Below are 19,482 nucleotides of genomic sequence, written 5' to 3' on the forward strand. Positions count from 1 at the left end.
CTAACGCTTTAAAGGTAATGTGCTCTCATGGTTTGACACTACAGGAGTGGCACATATGAACCGTCTTCATCAGATAAGAGTTAAGTATGCTCTTGCCTTTATCAGCGTTGCGTTAGCACTACTGGTTATTGTGGTAGCCGATGCACTGCTGGTTAATATGGTAAAAAGCCGTTTAGATACGTTTATCACCAACTATATTCCGGCGACTTCAGCCACACTCAACGGCGACCGAGACCTTTATCAAGCACGCGTTGCTGAGATTGAGTATCTGTTATCTGACCCCAGCTCCGAGCGAGCAACAGCGTTAATCGCCGAGTTTGAAGAGAATGCTCAGCAGGCTTATGACCGCATGGGGCTCTACGCCGAACTAATGCAGAACTACCCAGAGCTAACCAAGCAACTAGCTAACTTTGAAACGCTGTATAGCGATTGGAAACAAGAGGCAACACGTGTTTTTGAGCTGCACCAAAGCGGTAATACCGCAGCAGCATTAACGATGCTATCCGGTTCATCATTAGACGACTTTAATGCACTGCGTGATATATATGATGTATCGGGAATAAATATTGAGACAGCCACTTATCAAGCAGAAGCAGCGGTGGTTGATAGAATCCAAGTGCAGCAAACATCCACTATTATTGTTGCTTTAATCATCTTTATTGCTGCAACGCTTATTGCGCTACTGGGGCCGCTAATGATGTCTCGGGCTATCCGTCAAATTAGTGGACGTATTAAAGAGATTACCGAAGGCGATGGCGATCTAACCGCGCGGATTGAGAGTCAACGCCGTGATGAAATTGGTGAATTGGCACAACAGTTCAATGCCTTTATTAAACGCATTGACGATACGCTTCAGTCAGTTAGCAGCAGTACCGTTAGCCTGCAGCATGCATCTACTGAAATTGCCAAAGGCAGTCAGGAGCTTGCGGCACGTACTGAGCAAGCTGCTGCGAATTTACAGCAAACCTCTGCTTCAATGGAGCAAATCGCAGCAGTGGTCAACAACGCCTCTGATTCTGCCCAGCAGGCTGACCAGTTGGCGCTTTCAACCCGGGATCTCGCTCAACAGGGTTTGCACTCCATGCACAGTGTTGAGCAGACAATGGATACGATTAACGACTCTTCCTCTGAAATCAGCAGCATCGTCAACCTTATTGATAGCATCGCTTTTCAAACCAATATCCTGGCGCTGAATGCGTCTGTAGAGGCCGCCCGCGCAGGCGAACATGGCCGAGGCTTTGCGGTAGTTGCCCAAGAGGTACGTATATTGGCCAGCCGCTCAAGTGATGCCTCCAAAAACATTGCCACTCTGATCAATACCTCGTTAAGCCGCACAAAATCGGGCGTTGACCAAGTGAAACAAACCGGCGCCACCATGCAGGAGATGGTAAAAAGCATCGAGCGTGTGGCGGACGTGATTGCTGAGATCAGTGCTGGTGCTAAAGAACAGAGTGTAGGTATCGGTCAAGTAAATGACGCAGTTAACGAGCTGGATAGCATGACCCAACACAATGCCTCCATGGTAGAAGAGTCCAGCGCTGCGGCGGCAGAACTAAGAGAACAAGCCGACCGACTGGGCGTGCTAGTGGGAGGCTTCAAGCTCAGCAATGCTAACGCGCAACCAGCTCTTGGCAAAGCAGCGCTTGCCCCTACAGCTAATAAGCCCTCACCTACGCCTAATGTCCCGCGTCGTTTGGCGAGCTCACAGCAGCCTGAATGGGAGTCGTTTTAAGCAATCCCCCTTAGTTTTCTAAGTATCCTTGGACTTATACTGAGTCCAAGGAAGTTTCGTTACCGGCTTATATGCTCATCCATTTCAGCAAGCTCTTCGTCTAGCCGCAGCCGCTCATCGTAGTCATCAAAGGTATATGTATGCTGTCTGGTGCTTTAATTATTGATGATGATTGTAGTGTCCAACTATTGGGCAGAATGCTACTACGCCAGCACGGTTATCAGGTGGTGACGGCAAGCAGTTTTGGCGAGCTGGTGCGCCAACCCGACCTACTCAATGTCGAGCTGATCTTGCTTGATCTCGGGCTAGGTGAATTTACGAGCCTTGATATTCTGGAATATCTTTATGATTTACGCTTAAACGCTTCAATTTTATTAATTAGCAATTATACGGAAGAAACTGCCGCGCATGCGCTTGCTGCAGGTGAAGCAAAAGGCTTGAAAATGCTAGGTTTCCTACCTAAATCCAAGCTACTCACCGGTCTAACGACATTTTTGGGGCCATTAAAAAAAGCGCCCAAAGCGCCTACAAGCGTTGAATTGGCGAAGGCCATTCGTGAACAACAGCTTTTTCTAGCTTTTCAACCCCAAATAAGCCTGCAACAAGGCACTCAACAAGGGCAGGTTATTGGCGTTGAAGCGCTGGTACGCTGGCAAGACCCTCAACGCGGCGTGCTATACCCCGACAGTTTTATACCTCTAGCAGAGCAAAACGACCTGATGCTTCCACTCACTTGGTACGTTATTGAGCTTGCCATGAAGCAGCAAGCCCAATGGTTGTCACAAGGGTGGGACTTAGACGTCTCGATAAATATACCGGCGGCCTTTATTCAAGCAGAAGGCGTACTAGACGCGTTTGATCAACTCACCCAAGCGCATCATGCTGTGCTTAGCAAGATCACCCTGGAACTCACCGAAACAGCGGGGGTTGAGTGCTTGGGCTACGCTAGCTACGTGCTCAAAGCGTTGCGACAACGGGGCTGCAAACTGGCGTTAGATGACTTTGGTACCGGCCACTCTTCGCTGACACAGCTCTATCGGTTGCCTTTCAGCGAGCTCAAAATTGACCGTAGCTTTGTCTCACTGATCGATCAGGACAAAGAAGCACTGGTGATAACAGAGTCGATTGTCGACTTAGGCAAACGCCTGGGACTGACTGTTGTCGCCGAAGGTATCGAAACGTCGGCACAGTTCACTCGGCTTGTTGAAGCCGGGTGCACTGTTGGACAAGGCTACGGTATTGCACACCCGTTAACCGCCGACGCTTTCAACACCTGGTTACGCGAGTACTCACCGTCCGCCCCCTAATAACGCATCAAACGAACATGCTTTCTTGCTCCAAAGCCAGCTTAGTAGTGGCCTCAAGAGCAACTAAACGCTCCAGATAGATCATCAATTCGCTTAATGGGGCTTCTAGCGCTGCTTGCTCCAATTGGCTTGCTTGCTCAGCAATCGCAGCACAGCCTAGAGAGGAAGCGGCACCCTTTAGTGAATGGGCTTCTAGGCACAAGGCTTGTCGATCCTCTGACTGCCAGTAGGCATTCAAGCGAGCGATACGCTCACCAAGCCGTGTTAAAAACGTGGTCAGCAGCGCATCCAGTGCCTTGGGTTCAAAGGTACTTTGCAGCTCTTCGCAAAGACGCTTATCGAGTACTTGAACTGCCCCAGCGCTATCACCCAGCGATTCGGGGCTTTTAATAGGAACGGTAGCGTGAATACTGACAGATTCAACGCTTTCATCATTTAACAGATAGCGGCCAATCACCTGATGCAACTCATCGCGCGTAAAAGGCTTGTGAATCATATCGTCCATGCCGCTTTGAATGCAGCGCTCTCGGTGCTCAGGCATCACATTGGCGGTCATCGCCACTATGGGCAACTTAGGCAGTTGATGCACAGCTTCATAATCGCGCCAGCGTTGGGTGGTTTCCGTGCCATCCAGCTTAGGCATCTGCATATCCATCAACACCAAATCAAATCGACCATGGTCTGCTTTCAACTGATCGAGCGCTTCCTGGCCGTTCTCTGCAACCGATACCTGCTGGCCAAGGCGCTCAAGCATGACGCGTGCCACCGTTTGATTTAGCGGGTTATCCTCTACCACCAAGATATGGTGATGGGAGGGCATTGCTGGCGGGTGTTCACCGCTTTGGTAAATGGCCAAAGGTTCGGTTTCCGGCAGGCTGACGGTGAACCAGAATCGACTGCCGAGCCCCTGCTGGCTGTTAACACCTATCTCGCCCTGCATGGCATCGACCAACCGCTTACAGATTGCGAGCCCAAGCCCCGTGCCTTCGTGACGACGCGCCATTGAGGTATCCACTTGCGAGAACGCCGAGAACAGCTGTGCTTGATCCGCTTCCGCGATACCACAGCCAGTATCGTGTACCTCCATAAGAATATTATCGTCTCCAAGAGGTTTTATCTGGCATTTGACGAACCCCTCTTCCGTGAACTTCAAGGCATTATTGATTAAGTTCATCATGACTTGGCGCAGCCGCGCGATGTCTCCCAGCACATAACGGGGCAGCGCCGGGTCGATAGCGTAACTAAAGGAGACCTTCGCCTTTGGTTCGCGGAGGGTATAGCTTTCACAAAGCTGGTCGATGCATTGGTGAAGATCAAACGGCTGGATATCCAGATCGAGGCGCCCCGACTCAATTTTGGTGTAGTCGAGAATATCGTTGATCACCGCGCGTAGGCTCTCCGCACTGCGCTTAAGAGCGGCTAAATAAGTCTCAGCACTTGTTGTTTTAACCTCCTCGCTTAACAAATCCGCCATACCCACGACACCATTTAACGGGGTTCGAATTTCATGACTCATCACCGCCATAAACTCAGATTTTGCCAGACTCGCTTTCTCTGCTTGCCTAGCTGCCTCATTTAGCTCTTGGCTCTTGGTTTCTAACGCCTGAGCCTTACGATGACTGGAGCGCCCTTCTAGAATCAGCGCGCGAACCAACATGCCACCTGAAAGCATTAACAGAACAATAAGCAACAGCACCAATCCGTTGAGACTTGTCAATGCGCGGTGTTCCTCACTATGCATATGGGAAACATGGGCGTTGGTTTCGATCAAAATGTTACCGCTGAGTTGCTGTAGCTCAGCCGCTTGCTGCAGGAGGATAGCCGTTAACTCGCTATTTAACTGGGTAGGGTTGTCCCATACCGTTTCGAGTAGGGTTTCCATCTCTAGAATGCGGATGTGAGCTTGTTGAATGACCGCCTCAATATCCTCGAGTTTCGCCACGACTTTTCCTATTTCACCTTGAAAAAAAAGTGATTGTCGGCTGAAGAGAATCTCAAAACGCAGCAACACATCATCAACCGTAGCCTTCCCAGCACTCGTTTCGAATAGCGACAAGCGCAATTCGCGCACCTCTCGATCAAACTGATACCCGGCCCATAACACATTTTCGAGCAACCGCTCCTCCTGCGCATGCTGACGGTTATAAATAACCCCACCGGTGGTTAGCGCTGAAAGAAAAAAAAGGATCGCCGAGAATGTAGCGACCCTGGTACGGCGGGAAAAATAGAACTTAAAAAAAGCCAGCATGATTGCTACTCGGTTATATTACTCAACGTCGATTCGTGTCACCTGCCACACAGAGCGCGAAAATATCTCTTCATCTAGCAGTTCGGGGTGCTGGTCAAAGGGATAAATGACAAATAGCGGCCCCTGATCACGAATTCGCAGCGCTTTGCCGTTTGCCTGCATAGCCAGAATGACATCGTAATTCTCAAAATCGCTGATAGGCACCGTCGCGGCGTACTCATTCAACGCTACCACACGAATATTCTCCCCCTCGGCACCGACGGCTTCCAGGATAGCTCGCCCCAATGGGCCAGAGAAGCGCATCACGCCGTCGTGCCAGGGCGTGCGGGTAATCGTTTCGTGCTGCGCCAAGCCTTCTAGCATCGCTTTATCAAAATGGGCTTCGTCACCCACATTCGTCTGCCCCACCTTTCCACTCACCACCAATATCACCGGGCCTTCAGGTACTTCCAGGGCGATAGTGTGGGTCGACAGCAAGGCAAGTCCTACCGCGACGATGAAAACCACGAATTTAACAACCATAGGGCGACGTATCATGCTGCACCTCGGTGCTGACCGTTGAAAGTGCAGAAATTGTATATCGGCCGTTGGCGGGCTAACTGTGAACCTTTGTGTCAACGCATCATCATCCACTAAACTTAACGCGTGAGCTTGCCGCCTCTACACGGGTGACATTTATAAGACGACAATAAGGGAAATTAGCATGCATATTGGCGTACTTGAAGATGACCTCGACCAACAGGCCTTTATTGAGCAGTGCCTACTAACGGCAGAACACCAAGTCTCGCTGTTTAGTCGCTCTAGCGAGCTTCGCCGGGCGACGCAGCAGCACACCTTTGACCTGCTCATTATCGATTGGCGCCTGCCCGACAGCGACGGCATGGATGTGGTTGCTCATCTTCGCCAGCACGACAGCTGGCATGGGCCAATCCTGTTTATTACCGCCAGCCAGGGCGAAGACGATGTTGTTAAAGCCCTGGAGCGAGGCGCCGATGATTTTCTCGCCAAGCCCCTTCGCCCCAGTGAGCTGATTGCCAGAGTGAGTGCGTTAGGTAGACGCTCTGGCTATGCCACATCGCGCCCTGCACCGGCCTGTCCCGAGATATTTACCCTGCATACCGATGAGCACTACATCAGCGTGGCGGGCGACGCCATTGATTTAACCGAACGTGAATACCGGTTAGCCACGCTGTTTTTCTCTAAAATGGGTGAGCTAATTACCCGTGCGCACTTACTAGAGCTGGTGTGGGGCATTAAAGGGGATATTTCGACGCGTACCGTTGACACCCACGTAAGCCGCCTACGCCGCAAGCTGGAACTGGATGGTCGGCATGGCCTGCGTCTACGTAGCGTTTACCAATCGGGGTATCGCATGGAAACTTGCCAGCCCCCCCACCTTGAACAAGTCGCTAAATAGATTGACGCTCATATAAGCATCGGTTAAAACATAAGAGCTCCCCTTTAAGGGGCAGTTCTTTTTTATTAACGAAACTTTTTCAGAGACCTTCTCATGCGCTGGCAAATCCCCGCGACACGAATGAATAAGCTGCATCGCATTATTAATAATGCGGTATCAGCTTATTATTGTCGCGCGCCAGAGATGTAAAGAGGAAATTGGCCGCGGCAAGTGTCGCGGCCATGTTGTTTTATCGTTACCTTTGAGACTCCCTGATCGCGATGTTGCCCGGCCTCCTAACCCAGGAGACCGACCCCATGGCAATCGCAACCATTACCCGCAAACTACTCAGCGCTTTCACCCACTATCGTACCCAGCGGCGCTTTTACGAAGACCCGCGCTTTCATGACCCGCACCTGTTAAAAGATATCGGTTTACGCTGGGAGCAGGGCCAGCTGGTATCCATTCATGGTGTAGAGGAACCAAGTCAGCGCAACCAACGCCATCAGGCTGAAACCCGCGATGCCTACGAAAAATGTCCACACTGTGGGAGTAGGTTGGCATAGCCAACGCCCCGGTCGCAGGAAGTGGCCGGGGCGTTTTCAGTGGCGTGCCACGCCTGGCGCGCAATAAAAAAGCCGATCCATTGGATCGGCCAAGCTGATGGGATATTGCACAGCATGGGGAATACTGTGCAGAGATGCCTGGGGAAGGCATCGCCAAAACGCCGGGTTAGGCGGCTTGGCGATGCCCTCCCAGAGAATTGCGTCCTTTCCGGGAGTAGCTCCCTTTACCTTTTTTCGGGGTTTGCTGCTGCATTTTAAACATCGGCGTTCGCAGCTGCGCTTTTAAAGCGTTGTCTTTTATCTTGCGCTGTTTCATCGTTTTCTCCATTCTTTTAAAGATGCCTGCCTGGGCAGGCACCCACTACGACACATACTATTAATTGAAGTTCATCGTTTAGCGTTTCAAGTCCTGGTTACTCATTCCTCTTACTCATCCCAGAGCGGCGCTATTTCAGGGTTGGCGATACGCTCTTTACGATCCAACTTGGCGATTTCCGTCATCTCGCTGTCGCTCAAGACTAAGTCAAAGGCGGCAATGTTGCTTTGAATATTTCGCGCCTTGGTCGATGAAGGAATCGTAATCATATTGCGCTGTTTTACCCAAGCAAGGGCAATTTGCGCGGGCGTGGCGTTATGCGCGTCGGCGATCTGCTTAAGGGTTGGGTCATCCATGACTTTACCCACGGCCAGGGGCATAAAGGCAGTAATTTGAATGCCATGCTGCTCGCAGTGATCGACCAGTTTACGGTTCTGTAAGAAAGGATGAACCTCGATCTGATTGGTGAGAATTTCACCTTTACCCAGAATGCTAACCGCTTCGTCCACCTGTGCGATGGTAAAGTTGGAAATGCCGATATTGCGCGCCTTACCCTCGGCTTTGACCTCTTTAAGCGCCGTCAGGTAATCGACCATCGGCACTTCATCCTCTGGGGACGGCCAGTGGATCAGCAGCAGGTCAACATAATCGGTGCCTAATTTCTGCAGGCTTTCGTCCACGCTGGCTTTAAGCGTTGTGGGCTCAAGATTATCGAACCACACCTTGGTGGTTAGGAAAATATCGCTGCGTGGCACGCTGCTGTCGCGAATCGCCTCCCCTACCCCTTTTTCATTGCCATAAAACTGTGCCGTGTCGATGTGTCGATACCCGACCTCAAGCGCTGTGTGGATACTCTGCTTGAGCGTATCGCCTTCCAGGCGAAAAGTACCGAAACCGGGGTTGGGTATCACAGTCTGCATCATTAACATCCTTTTCTATTGATAGCGTGTTAACTAATATGGGGTGGAGACCGCCCCACTTCAACCCCGTTGTTTATTGTTCCCTGATCAACAGTAGTGCCATCAACGCAATAAAAGAGCGATAACCACTACCGCCAACACTAGCGACACCCCCTTCCAGAACAGCACCGGATCACGTTCCAGCAGCGGTAACTGGGCGCGCTTCAGCATGTCTGGGCTTGGCGAGCGTAGCTCGAAGATAAACTCCGAAAGCGCCGGAAAGCGTTTGTGGGGAGTGGGATGTAATGCCTTTTTGAGCACCTCATCCACCCAGGCGGGCAGTTCACGGTTCTCGCTAAGCGCCGATTGGTAGGCAAGCTTATGCTGCGCTGCCCGAGTGCGAGTTTTGGCCACCTCGGTGCCATAGGGCAGCGTGCCGGTTAGCATCTGATAGGTAATCACTGCCAGTGAGTACTGATCCGAACGGGGCGTGCCTCCTTCACCCAGAAAATACTCCGGCGCGGTGTACTGGACAGTGCCTAGAATATCGTCGCTAGCCGCCCCGACCTCTTCGGCAAGGCCCGCCACCTTGGCAGCGCCAAAATCGATCAGCTTCACCGTTCCGTGGCTATCGATCATGACGTTATCGGGGCGTAAATCCTGATGCAGCATTTCCAGGCGATGAAAGGCGCGTAGCCCCTTGGCAATCTGCTCGACGATGGGACGAACGCTGGCTAATTCGGCGTTGGGGTGGTCACGCATCCACTGGGTCAGGGTTTGCCCTTCGATATACGCCAGCACGGTGTAAAGGTAGCGGCGAGGGCGCTCTTGGGCGGGGGCTTTAAGCACGTGCTGATTATCGATGCGTCGGGCAATCCACTCTTCGCGCACAAACCGCTCGATACTCGCCGAGTCTTGGCTTAGCTCGGTTGAGAGGGTTTTAAGTGCCACCTTCTCGCCACTCGCTACCTCTTCCGCCAGGTAGACATGGCTGCGGCTGCTGGCATGCAGTTGACGCACAATGCGGTAGCCATCCAGCTCACTTCCTGCGCGCAATTCAGACGGTGACGGCAGTGTGCCCAGCGCCGCGTAGAGTTCATTAGCGTGGCGCTCAGGCAGCGAATCAATGCGCACAATTTGCACGGTGAGGTTGTCATCGCTGCCATGATCGATGGCAGCCGCGATTAGCGCCTCAGCCGCCGCATCGAGATCGCCCCAATGGGCATGAATCAGCGCGGCCATTTCAGCGCCGGTTAGCCACTCATAAACACCGTCGGTAGTGAGTACAAACACATCGCCCTCACTCAGCGATACCGAGCAATAATCCAGCTCCAGGTGCTGGCTGGCCCCCATGGCGCGGCTTAAATGACTGACTTCCCGGGATGCCCAGAAGCGATGATCCTCGGTCAGTGGCTCCAGCGTATTGCCGGCGAGCTGATAGATACGGCTATCGCCAACGTGAAACAGGTGCGCAGTGGTGGATTTAATCACCATCGCGCTGAGGGTACACACATAGCCACGATCCAGGTTATAGCGATACTGGCTCTGCCGGGTTTGGGCATAAAGCCATGCATTGGTGGCCTGCAGCACCCGCTGGGCGGAGGTTTTAACCGCCCAGGTGGCGGGGGTGGCGTAGTAGTCTGTTAAGAAACCGCCCACTGCTGCTTCGCTCGCTTCCCGGCTCACTTCGCTGCTGCTGATCCCATCCGCTAACGCGATCGCAATCCCTTTGGTGGCGCGCTGGGAGTCGCTGGGTAAATAAGCGCCGTAAAAATCCTGATTACTTGGCTTGCGCCCTTTATCAGAGTGCTGGCCGAGCGAAATGGTCAGCGCTGCCATTATGCTTCCCCTAAAAAAGCCTCCGCCGGAGCGAAGGCTTGGTTAATGACAAACTGCTGCCTATCAGATCATAGGGCTTTTTGCGGCGCGGTACGCACGTGGGTGGTGTAGAGAGTCAGGCCAGTTAGCGCTAGGCCACCGATCAAGTTACCCAGCACTACCGGAATTTCGTTCCAGATCAGGTAATCCATAATCGAGAAGTTACCGCCCATCATCAGCCCAGATGGGAACAGGAACATGTTGACCACCGAGTGCTCAAAGCCCATACCGAAGAACAGCATAATCGGCATCCACATGGCAATGACCTTACCGCTCACCGTGGTTGAGATCATTGCCCCCACTACCCCCAGCGACACCATCCAGTTGCACAGTATGCCGCGAATAAAAATCGTCGCCATGCCGCCAGCGCCATACTCTTTATAACCAACCGTGCGCCCTTCGCCCACTTCACCAATGACCCGCCCCACTTCGCTGGGTTCGGTGCTAAAGCCGTAGGTGAACACAATCGCCATGAGAAAGGCGACCGTTAATGCCCCACCAAAATTACCGATAAACACAATACCCCAGTGCTTGAGAATACGATTAATCGTCACCCCAGGTCGTTTATCCAGCCACGCCAGCGGCGTTAACACAAACACCCCGGTCAACAGATCAAAGCCCATTAGATAGAGTATCGAGAAACCCACCGGAAACAGGATGGCGCCGATAATCGGGTAGCCGGTTTGCACCGCTACGGTCACCGCAAACACCGCCGCGATGGCCAAAATAGCCCCCGCCATAAAAGCGCGAATCAGCGCATCACGGGTAGACATGTGAAGCTTGGCTTCGCCAGCATCGACCATCTTGGTAGCAAATTCAGCAGGCAATAAGTAGGACATAGAGAGCTTTTCCTTGGTAGCTGGTTGTAAGGGTCAGAAGAATAAAACGCGCACCGCAAACCCTGCCGCTAAGGCGTGATTTTCTGTGCAGAGCAAAAATTGGTGGCTAGGTTAGCGGGCGTCGTGGCGACTCTTTGCACCACACTGCCCACCACAATCAAACAGGGTGACGGTAAGGGAGTTGCGGCGAGTTTTTCGGGCATATCCGCCAGCGAGCCCACCAGCGACTGCTGTTCACTCTGGCTGGCGTTAGCCACCAGCATGATCGGCCACTCATCCGGCAGGCCTGCTTGGCGTAGGCCGTGGCAAATTGCACTCACTTTTGAAAGCCCCATATAAAACACCAGGGTTTCATCCTTGCGCGCCAGCGATGCCCAATCCGGCGTACCGTCTTCGCGGCATAGCTGGGCAGTCACAAAGCGCAGTTGCTGCGCATGGCCGCGATCGGTGAGCGGAATGCCCATGCAGGCAGCGGCGGCAGAGGCCGCGGTAATCCCTGGCACAATGGCAGCGGGGATCTCGGCAGCGGCCAGGGCATCTAGCTCTTCGCCCATCCGCGCGAATACCGCCGGGTCGCCGCCTTTCAAGCGCACCACCGATTTACCTTCCCGGGCGAGTTTTACCATCAGTTCGCCGATTTCCGCTTGGGGTACGCTGTGGTGGCCGCGGGCTTTGCCTACGTAGTAGCGCTCGCTGCCGCTAGGAATCAGCGCCAGCACGTCATCGCCCACTAAGCGGTCATATACCACAGCGTCCGCCTGCATAAGTAAGCGTGCGGCCTTGAGGGTTAACAGCTCCGCATCGCCGCTGCCTGCGCCAACCAGGTAAACCTGCCCGGCGCGGCACTCGCCACGCAGTGGCAAACGTATGTCTGCAGCATGCTGAACCAACGGCGTTAGCGCGCGGTGCGATAACCGCATAAAGGCGTTAAACCACTTCTGTAGCAAGGGGTTGCTTAGTGCGGGCATTGGGCCGCTCCTCTTCAATAAGTGATTTCAATTCGGGAATACAGCTACCGCACTGGGTGCCGCAGGCGAGCCTGGCGCCCAACGCTTCTACGCTGGTGTCGCCCTCGCGGATCGCATTGACGATGGTGGTTTGGCCTACTTGGTGGCAACTACATACCACCGGGCCGGTATCCGCAGCGCCGTCGTCGCAGCCGGCCAATAGGCGGCGGCGGTGGGTATCGCTCAGCGCCGCCTCGTTAAAACGCGCTTCCAGCCACGCCAACCCTGGCAACTCTTTGGGCGGGCCAACCATCAGCCACCAGCGCAATTGACCATTTTCCACACAGGCGGCGCGCAGACGTCCGTTAGTGGGGTCTTGGCTGATAACCGATACATCGCCGGGCAGCCACGTTTTCAGCTGCGCCAACCAGTCATTAACCGACTGCGTATTGGCAAGCTGCCAGCGTTGGCAGCCGCGCATGGGAATACGTGTCCAGTAGGCACTGGTGCACCAAGGTGTTGATTCCGTTGCCCCTTCGGCGATCAGTAGAGTAGCCTGCCAATCAGTAGCAAGCGGCGCCAGCGCCACGGCGCCGTGCTTCGATTCTGGCTGCCCAGAGAGCGGATCGGTAATGCTGTCGATCAGCGCGCTGCTTCTGGCCTGCTGGGTGAAGCAGTCAGTCCAGTGGATGGGTACGAAGACCTCACCGCGGCGTTGGGCATTGGAGACCCGCACCCGAGCGCGAAATTCGCCTTTCTCGGCGGTTAACACCGCCAGCCCTTGATCGGTTACACCGGCAGTGTGGGCATCCTCTGGGTGAACATCCATAAAGGGTTCGGCGCGGTGATTCATTAACCGCGGTGAGCGAGCGGTGCGGGTCATGGTGTGCCACTGATCACGAATCCGGCCGGTGTTCAGACGCAGCGGATAAGCGGCGCTCAGCGCCTGTTCAGGCCCTTTGGGATGGATCGCCAGCAGCTTGGCGCGACCATTGGCGGTGGCAAACTCGCCATCCTCAAACAGCCGAGCAGTGCCATGGGGTGCGGCCTTTGTGACCGGCCATTGGATGGGGGCTAAGGCGTCGTAGCCATCCCGGCCCAGGCCCACCAAACCCGATATATCAAACAACCGCTGCGGGCTGCCGGGCACCGTGCTGTTATCCACTCCGTTTTCAAACCCTGAGAGACGAGCGTGCTCGTCGAAAATCTCCCAAGGGTGCGCGTAGTTAAACGCCTCAGCAAACCCCAACCGTTTCGCCACCTCACACATTATCCACCAGTCGTGGCGGGCCTCACCTGGGGGCGGCAGCATGCCCCGCTGGCGAGAAATACGCCGCTCGGAGTTAGTCACGGTGCCATCTTTTTCCGACCACCCCGAGGCTGGCAGCACAATGTCGGCATAAGGCAGCAGATCGGTATGGGCAGCACACTCGGAAACAATCACCAGCGGACATTTTTCCAGCGCAGCACGCACCCGCGCAGCATCGGGAAGGCTAATCGCGGGATTGGTGGCCATCACCCACAGCACTTTTATTTCGCCACGCTCAATGGCCTCAAACAGCTCCACTGCTTTATAACCGGGCCCTTCCGGCAGGGTCGGCGTCAGGCTATCGGTGGCCCAGAAGCGGCTGACTAGATCGAGGGCGCCTGGGGTGTGGTAATCCATATGCGCGGCTAGCTGGTTGGCCAGCCCGCCTACTTCGCGCCCACCCATGGCGTTGGGCTGGCCGGTAATCGAGAACGGCCCTGCCCCTGGCAAACCGATTTTGCCGCCAGCCAAGTGACAGTTAATAATCGCGTTGCACTTATCGGTACCACTGGCGGATTGATTAACGCCCTGAGAGTAGAGGGTAACCACATGCAGTTGACTAGCGAACCAGTAGTAGAAGGTTTCCAGGCGCTCGGGGTCGACATCACAGGCCACCGCTACCTCTGCCACCGAGTTCGCGGTTTGCTGGGCCACCGCCAGGGTATCGTCAAACCCTTCAGTGTGGCGCTCAAGGTAGAGGGTATCGAGCTTGCGGCGCTTCGCCATCCACGCTAGCAGGCCGTTAAACAGGTAAGCATCGCTGCCTGGCTTAATCCCCAAGTAAAGGTCGGCGATTTCGCAGCTGTCGGTGACGCGGGGGTCGATCACCACCAAACGCATCAATGGATTGCGCTCTTTGGCCACTTTAATGCGCTGGTAAAGTACCGGGTGGTTCCAAGCCAAGTTGGAACCCACCAACACGATCAGTTCCGCCTCTTCCAAATCCTCGTAGTTACACGGCACAGCATCGGCACCGAAGGCGCGCTTGTAGCCAACCACCGCTGAGGCCATGCACAGCCGCGAATTAGTATCTAAATGGGGCGTGCCTAAAAAGCCTTTAAACAGCTTATTGGCTACGTAGTAGTCTTCGGTAAGCAGCTGACCGGATAGGTACGCGGCCACACTGTGGTTGCCATGCTCGGCCCGTAGGGTGTTTAAGCGTTCGGTAGTAGTGCTTAGGGCGGTGTCCCAGGAGACCTCAACACCATCAACGCGAGGGTGAGTCAGCCGCCCCTGTTGTCCCAAAGTTTCATGTAGCGCAGAACCTTTGACACACAGCCGCCCGAAGTTCGCCGGATGCTCGCGGTCGCCCTCTACAGCGCTCAGCGTGCCCGCTTCAACGGTTGCCGTCACGCCACAGCCAACGCCGCAATAGGGGCAGGTGGTTTTGGCTTGCTGCGTCGTTGTGGACTGCTGCCCTGCTTTTGCCCCTCGCATAATACCTCCTCGGGTCGAACCTGAACGCCGTATATACGTATATAAATGCCGGGCATAAAAAAACGCCCAGTCCCATTCTCTAATGCGCTATATAAACGCATTAAGAGAAGAGGGCTGGACGTCGTTGCCACAGCGCACCTTCATCGGTGCATTACTCTTTACAATAGTCTCTTCAAACAAATGAAGATTTACTAACAGCTACACATTTTCTAACGGCTACTTATTTTTCTAACGGCTTTGGAATTGTTCGTTGCCATCGCCAAACAATGAGCGCTTATCCCTTGTTAACTTACTTATTGCCTAGGGAACTGCAAGAGCCAAGCCGACAATCGGATATATAAAATTTAATCATTTAAAAACATGTAGTTAAAAAATAAAAAATCATCACGCAACCCTCTTTTTCGCCCTGTGCACATGCTAAATGGTGCTTGAGAGTGCAGGCCACCTCTCTTTTCGCACCATCACCGTGCAGTCTATCCGAAGAGCCTGGCCACCGCTCACCCACCACCTAAACATAAGCAGCTGAAGTTATTTAAAAAAATATGCTATACGGCCAGTTGGCTAGCTCCTTGCTTGTTACAGGGTAAGGTTTTTAATCAGCTGACAGCCAATGGCGGTTGTCGCGTATTTAAAACGACGCTATCGGGCAACGACGCCCCTGTTACGCACGCTTTTGCGATTATTTGCAAAGAGGTGCGCGACAGGGGCGTTTTTTTGTTTGGTGCTCAAGCAGCCGCAAAGACACAGAGGAGCCACCCATGGAAACTACTTCCCGGTGCTCATCCAACGACCATCTGGTGGTCATTGGCAATGGTATGGCAAGCCACCGCCTAATTGAGGCGTTGGTAAAACAGCCCACACGCCCCCAGCGCATCACGGTGATTGGCGCAGAGCCAAGCCCTGCCTACAACCGTATTCTGCTTTCGCCACTGCTGGCCGGTGAGATGCAGCAGGAGGCGCTTACCCTGCGCGATACCCAGTGGTACGCCGAACAGGGCGTTACGCTGATACTGGGTGAAAAGGTCGAGATGCTTGATCGCGCACGCCAAACATTGACCACCGATAGCGGCCGATCGCTTGATTACGATCATTTGGTCATCGCCACCGGCTCGCGCCCAGCGCTGCCCGATGTTCCTGGGATAGAGCTTGAGGGCGTACATGGCTTTCGCAACCTGCAAGATGCCGAATCACTAGAAGCCATTGCCCAGCGTGGCGGTGACGCTGTCGTGATTGGCGGCGGCCTGCTGGGTCTTGAAGCGGCTGAGGGTTTACGTAAACGCGGCAGCGACATCAACGTAAGCGTGCTCCAGCGCAGCGAGCGGTTGATGAACCGTCAGTTGGATACCACCGCCGCCCACCTGCTTAAAGACACCCTCACTCAACGCGGTTTACAGATCATCACTGGCGCCCATCTAGCGCGGCTAGAGAGCGACGCCCAGGGTCGGGTCGCCAAGTTGCATCTTGCCGATGGCCGCCAGTTGAACGCCTCCAGTGTGATCGTTGCCGCGGGCATTACCCCTAATGCGGAACTTGGCCGCCAGGCAGATCTGCGTACTGATCGAGCTATTGTGGTGGACGAATGGCTCACCACCAGCGACCCGGCGATCTCAGCGCTGGGCGAGTGCTGCCAGTTCGATGGCACCACCTACGGCCTGGTGGAGCCGATCTGGCGTCAGGTAGAAGTGCTCGCCGCGACGCTGTGCGGCACGCATACCCAAGGCTACGCGGATGCTCCCAGCGCTACCAAACTCAAAATTAGCGGTGTAGCGCTCTACGCCTTTGGCCCCACCGAGGCCAGCGCCGAGCATGAGGTGCTGAATTACCACGACATTGAGCGCGGCGATTACCGCCGCCTGCTCTTGCGCGACGGCCAGATTGAAGGCGCGGTGCTTTACGGCGACACCAGCCAAGGCCCCTGGTACTTCGAGCAGGCGCTCGCGGGTACCGATCTCAACGCTTACCGCCAAGCCTTGTTGTTTGGTGGTGCTGATGTCGAGGTGCTCCGCGAAGCATCTCAGCACAGCCCTGATTCTTCTGAGCTCTCTTCAAAACACTCTTCTCATACAACGTCGGAGGCGGCTTAAATGTCTACCCAACAGCAGCTTATTATTATTGGTAACGGCATGGTCGGCCACCACCTGGTCGAGCAGTTAGTCGATAACGGCGCCCTTGAGCGCTATCAGGTCACCGTGTTTGGCGAAGAGCGCCACCGCGCCTATGACCGAGTACATCTATCTGAATACTTCAGCGGCCGCGATGCCGATTCGCTAGCGCTTTGCGAAGCGGATTACTACGCCACCAGCGGCGTGGAGCTGCGCACAAGCGAAGCCGTCATTGAGATCGACCGCAACTCACAAGAGGTGGTCACCGAACAAGGCCGTTACCCTTACGACCGCCTGGTGCTGGCTACCGGCTCCTTCCCCTTTGTGCCGCCGATTCCCGGTAATGACCGCGATGGTTGCTTGGTTTACCGCACCCTGGACGATTTAGACGCCATCCAGGCGGCCGCCGAAAACGCCACCACCGGCGTGGTCGTGGGTGGCGGTCTGCTTGGTTTGGAAGCAGCAAATGCCCTGCGCGGATTAAACCTGGATACCGCCGTGGTGGAGTTCGCCTCACGCCTAATGCCGATGCAGGTGGATAACGAAGGCGGCGAGCTACTGCGGGAAAAAATCGAAGCGCTGGGCGTACAGGTGCTTCTTGAACGGGCCACACAGCGTATTGAAGATGGCGAGGCAAGCCGCCACCGCATGGTCTTCCAAGACGACAAAGTGCTGGAAACCGACCTGATTGTGTTCTCAGCAGGCATCCGCCCCCGCGACCAGTTGGCCCGTGACTGCGGCCTGGAGATTGGTGAACGCGGCGGCGTGGTGGTGGATAACCAGTGCCTCACCAGCGACCCGGCCATTCTCGCAATTGGTGAAGTGGCGCTGTGGAATCAGAGCATTTTTGGCTTGGTCGCCCCCGGTTATCAAATGGCCAAGGCGGCGTTTTCGACGCTAACTGAAGGCGACACCCAGTTTGGCGGTGCGGATATGAGCACCAAGCTCAAACTGCTGGGCGTGGATGTGGGCTCGATTGGTGATGCCCACGGCAACCAAAACCCCAGCGCTCGCATGTTCCGCTACCTAGACCCCATCAAGCAGGAGTACCGCAAACTGGTGGTCTCCAGCGACGGTAAAAAGCTGCTCGGCGCCATGCTGGTGGGCAATAACAGCGTTTACGACACGCTGCTGCAGTACTACTCCAACGGCATTGAGTTGCCCGACGAGCCCGCCTCATTGATTCTGCCCCAAAGCAGCGGCGCCACGCCCACTCTCGGCCCCGGTGCGCTGCCGGAAACCGCCTCCATCTGCTCTTGTCACAACGTCACTAAAGGTGATATTTGCGCCACTATTGACGCTGGCGCAGTAGATCTAGGCGGTGTCAAAGCGGCCACCAAAGCCAGTACCGGCTGTGGCGGCTGCACAGCGCTGCTCAAAAGCGTGGTTGATCACGAGTTGGAAGCTCGCGGCGTCGAAGTCGATAAATCGATTTGCGAACACTTCGCCCATACCCGCCAGGAGCTTTACGATATTGTGCGCGTTGAAGGTATTAAAACCTTCACTGACTTGATTGAAAAACACGGCAACGCCGACACCCACCGCCTGGGCTGCGATATCTGCAAACCCGCCGTGGCATCAATTCTGGCCTCCTGCTTTAACGAGCCGATCACCGACGCGGCGCATATTCCCCTGCAGGACACCAACGACACCTTTATGGCCAACATGCAGAAAAACGGCACCTACTCAGTAGTGCCGCGTGTTGCCGGTGGCGAGATTACCCCGGACAAACTCATCGTGCTGGGTGAAGTGGCCAAAAAATACAGCCTCTACTCCAAGGTCACCGGCGGCCAGCGTATCGATCTGTTCGGCGCCCGCCTGGAAGACCTGCCGGATATCTGGGGCGAGCTGATTGCCGCAGGCTTCGAGACCGGACACGCCTACGGTAAATCGCTGCGCACGGTGAAATCCTGCGTAGGCAGCACCTGGTGCCGCTACGGCGTGCAGGATAGCGTCGGCATGGCGATTCAGTTAGAGAACCGCTACAAGGGCCTGCGCTCACCCCACAAGATCAAGTTTGGCGTTTCCGGCTGCACCCGCGAGTGCGCCGAAGCCCAGAGCAAAGACATCGGTATTATCGCTACCGAAAACGGCTGGAACCTCTACGTTTGCGGTAACGGCGGCATGCGCCCCCGCCACGCTGAACTGTTTGCCACCGACCTGGACGACGAGCAGCTCTACCGCACCATTGACCGCTTCTTGATGTTTTACGTGCGCACTGCCGACCGTTTGCAACGCACTTCGGTGTGGCGCGAAAACCTCGACGGCGGCCTGGAGTACCTCAAAGAGGTGATTCTGGAAGACAGCTTAGGCATCAACGACGAGCTAGAGCGCCAGATGCAAACCGTGGTGGATACCTACCAGTGTGAATGGGCCGACGCTATCAGCGACCCGGAGAAGCTCAAGCGCTTCCGCAGCTTCGTCAACGACGACCGCCCGGATCCGTCAATCATTATGACCTCCGAGCGCGGCCAGCTGCGCCCCGCTTAAGCGACGCTGGGCCCTG

14 protein-coding genes are annotated in these 19,482 nt (G+C 54.9%); 6 read left to right on the plus strand and 8 right to left on the minus strand.

The window, feature by feature from the left end:
• The first annotated feature begins 55 nt into the window (after positions 1-55).
• Together HZS52_RS23095 and HZS52_RS23100 are read left to right on the plus strand one after the other, a co-directional pair.
• The gene (locus HZS52_RS23095) at positions 56-1,732 is read left to right on the plus strand and encodes a methyl-accepting chemotaxis protein (protein WP_190373790.1); all 1,677 of its coding nucleotides are present in this window, start codon (positions 56-58) and stop codon (positions 1,730-1,732) included.
• 140 nt (positions 1,733-1,872) lie between these two features.
• A complete protein-coding gene (locus HZS52_RS23100; RefSeq protein WP_041157780.1) occupies positions 1,873-3,039 on the plus strand; it encodes an EAL domain-containing response regulator in 1,167 nt (388 codons plus the stop codon).
• Between the two features lie 7 nt (positions 3,040-3,046).
• Here the strand turns inward: HZS52_RS23100 and HZS52_RS23105 are convergent, their stop codons facing one another.
• Positions 3,047-5,287 carry an ATP-binding protein gene (locus tag HZS52_RS23105; RefSeq protein WP_190373791.1) on the minus strand — a complete coding sequence of 747 codons (2,241 nt, stop codon included), beginning with the start codon at positions 5,285-5,287 and terminating at the stop codon, positions 3,047-3,049.
• Between the two features lie 18 nt (positions 5,288-5,305).
• The gene (locus HZS52_RS23110) at positions 5,306-5,824 is read right to left on the minus strand and encodes a putative pterin-binding protein (protein ID WP_223828005.1); all 519 of its coding nucleotides are present in this window, start codon (positions 5,822-5,824) and stop codon (positions 5,306-5,308) included.
• Between the two features lie 166 nt (positions 5,825-5,990).
• On the opposite strand from HZS52_RS23110, the gene HZS52_RS23115 reads away from it, so the two are divergent.
• Both HZS52_RS23115 and HZS52_RS23120 read left to right on the plus strand, forming a co-directional pair.
• Complete coding sequence (locus HZS52_RS23115; protein WP_009287164.1) at positions 5,991-6,704, plus strand: response regulator transcription factor; 714 nt, start codon at positions 5,991-5,993, stop codon at positions 6,702-6,704.
• Positions 6,705-7,000: 296 nt separating this feature from the next.
• Positions 7,001-7,249, plus strand: coding sequence for a hypothetical protein (locus tag HZS52_RS23120; RefSeq protein ID WP_008957723.1), 249 nt, complete (start codon positions 7,001-7,003; stop codon positions 7,247-7,249).
• 166 nt (positions 7,250-7,415) lie between these two features.
• On the opposite strand, the gene arfA is transcribed toward HZS52_RS23120, so the two are convergent.
• The 6 genes from arfA to HZS52_RS23150 form a co-directional block, all read right to left on the minus strand.
• Positions 7,416-7,565 carry an alternative ribosome rescue factor ArfA gene (gene arfA / locus HZS52_RS23125; RefSeq protein WP_008957724.1) on the minus strand — a complete coding sequence of 50 codons (150 nt, stop codon included), beginning with the start codon at positions 7,563-7,565 and terminating at the stop codon, positions 7,416-7,418.
• A 110-nt stretch (positions 7,566-7,675) separates the two neighbouring features.
• Positions 7,676-8,494 carry a 2,5-didehydrogluconate reductase DkgB gene (gene dkgB / locus HZS52_RS23130; protein WP_009287163.1) on the minus strand — a complete coding sequence of 273 codons (819 nt, stop codon included), beginning with the start codon at positions 8,492-8,494 and terminating at the stop codon, positions 7,676-7,678.
• A gap of 93 nt (positions 8,495-8,587) precedes the next feature.
• Complete coding sequence (locus HZS52_RS23135) at positions 8,588-10,303, minus strand: bifunctional protein-serine/threonine kinase/phosphatase (RefSeq protein WP_190373792.1); 1,716 nt, start codon at positions 10,301-10,303, stop codon at positions 8,588-8,590.
• Between the two features lie 68 nt (positions 10,304-10,371).
• Positions 10,372-11,181: a formate/nitrite transporter family protein gene (locus HZS52_RS23140; RefSeq protein WP_008957727.1), complete on the minus strand. Its 810-nt coding sequence runs from the start codon at positions 11,179-11,181 to the stop codon at positions 10,372-10,374.
• A gap of 68 nt (positions 11,182-11,249) precedes the next feature.
• Positions 11,250-12,149: a uroporphyrinogen-III C-methyltransferase gene (cobA, locus tag HZS52_RS23145; RefSeq protein WP_190373793.1), complete on the minus strand. Its 900-nt coding sequence runs from the start codon at positions 12,147-12,149 to the stop codon at positions 11,250-11,252.
• Positions 12,109-14,874, minus strand: coding sequence for a nitrate reductase (locus tag HZS52_RS23150; protein ID WP_190373794.1), 2,766 nt, complete (start codon positions 14,872-14,874; stop codon positions 12,109-12,111). Before HZS52_RS23150 ends, cobA begins: the two co-directional genes overlap by 41 nt.
• A gap of 758 nt (positions 14,875-15,632) precedes the next feature.
• Between HZS52_RS23150 and HZS52_RS23155 the strand changes: the two genes are divergently transcribed.
• Entirely contained in the window at positions 15,633-16,958 is a 1,326-nt protein-coding gene (locus tag HZS52_RS23155; protein WP_190373795.1) for an NAD(P)/FAD-dependent oxidoreductase, read from the plus strand.
• Entirely contained in the window at positions 16,959-19,466 is a 2,508-nt protein-coding gene (gene nirB, locus HZS52_RS23160; RefSeq protein WP_190373796.1) for a nitrite reductase large subunit NirB, read from the plus strand.
• The last annotated feature ends 16 nt before the right edge of the window (positions 19,467-19,482 follow it).

The sequence above is a fragment of the Vreelandella titanicae genome (assembly GCF_014697095.1).
GTDB lineage: Bacteria > Pseudomonadota > Gammaproteobacteria > Pseudomonadales > Halomonadaceae > Vreelandella > Vreelandella titanicae.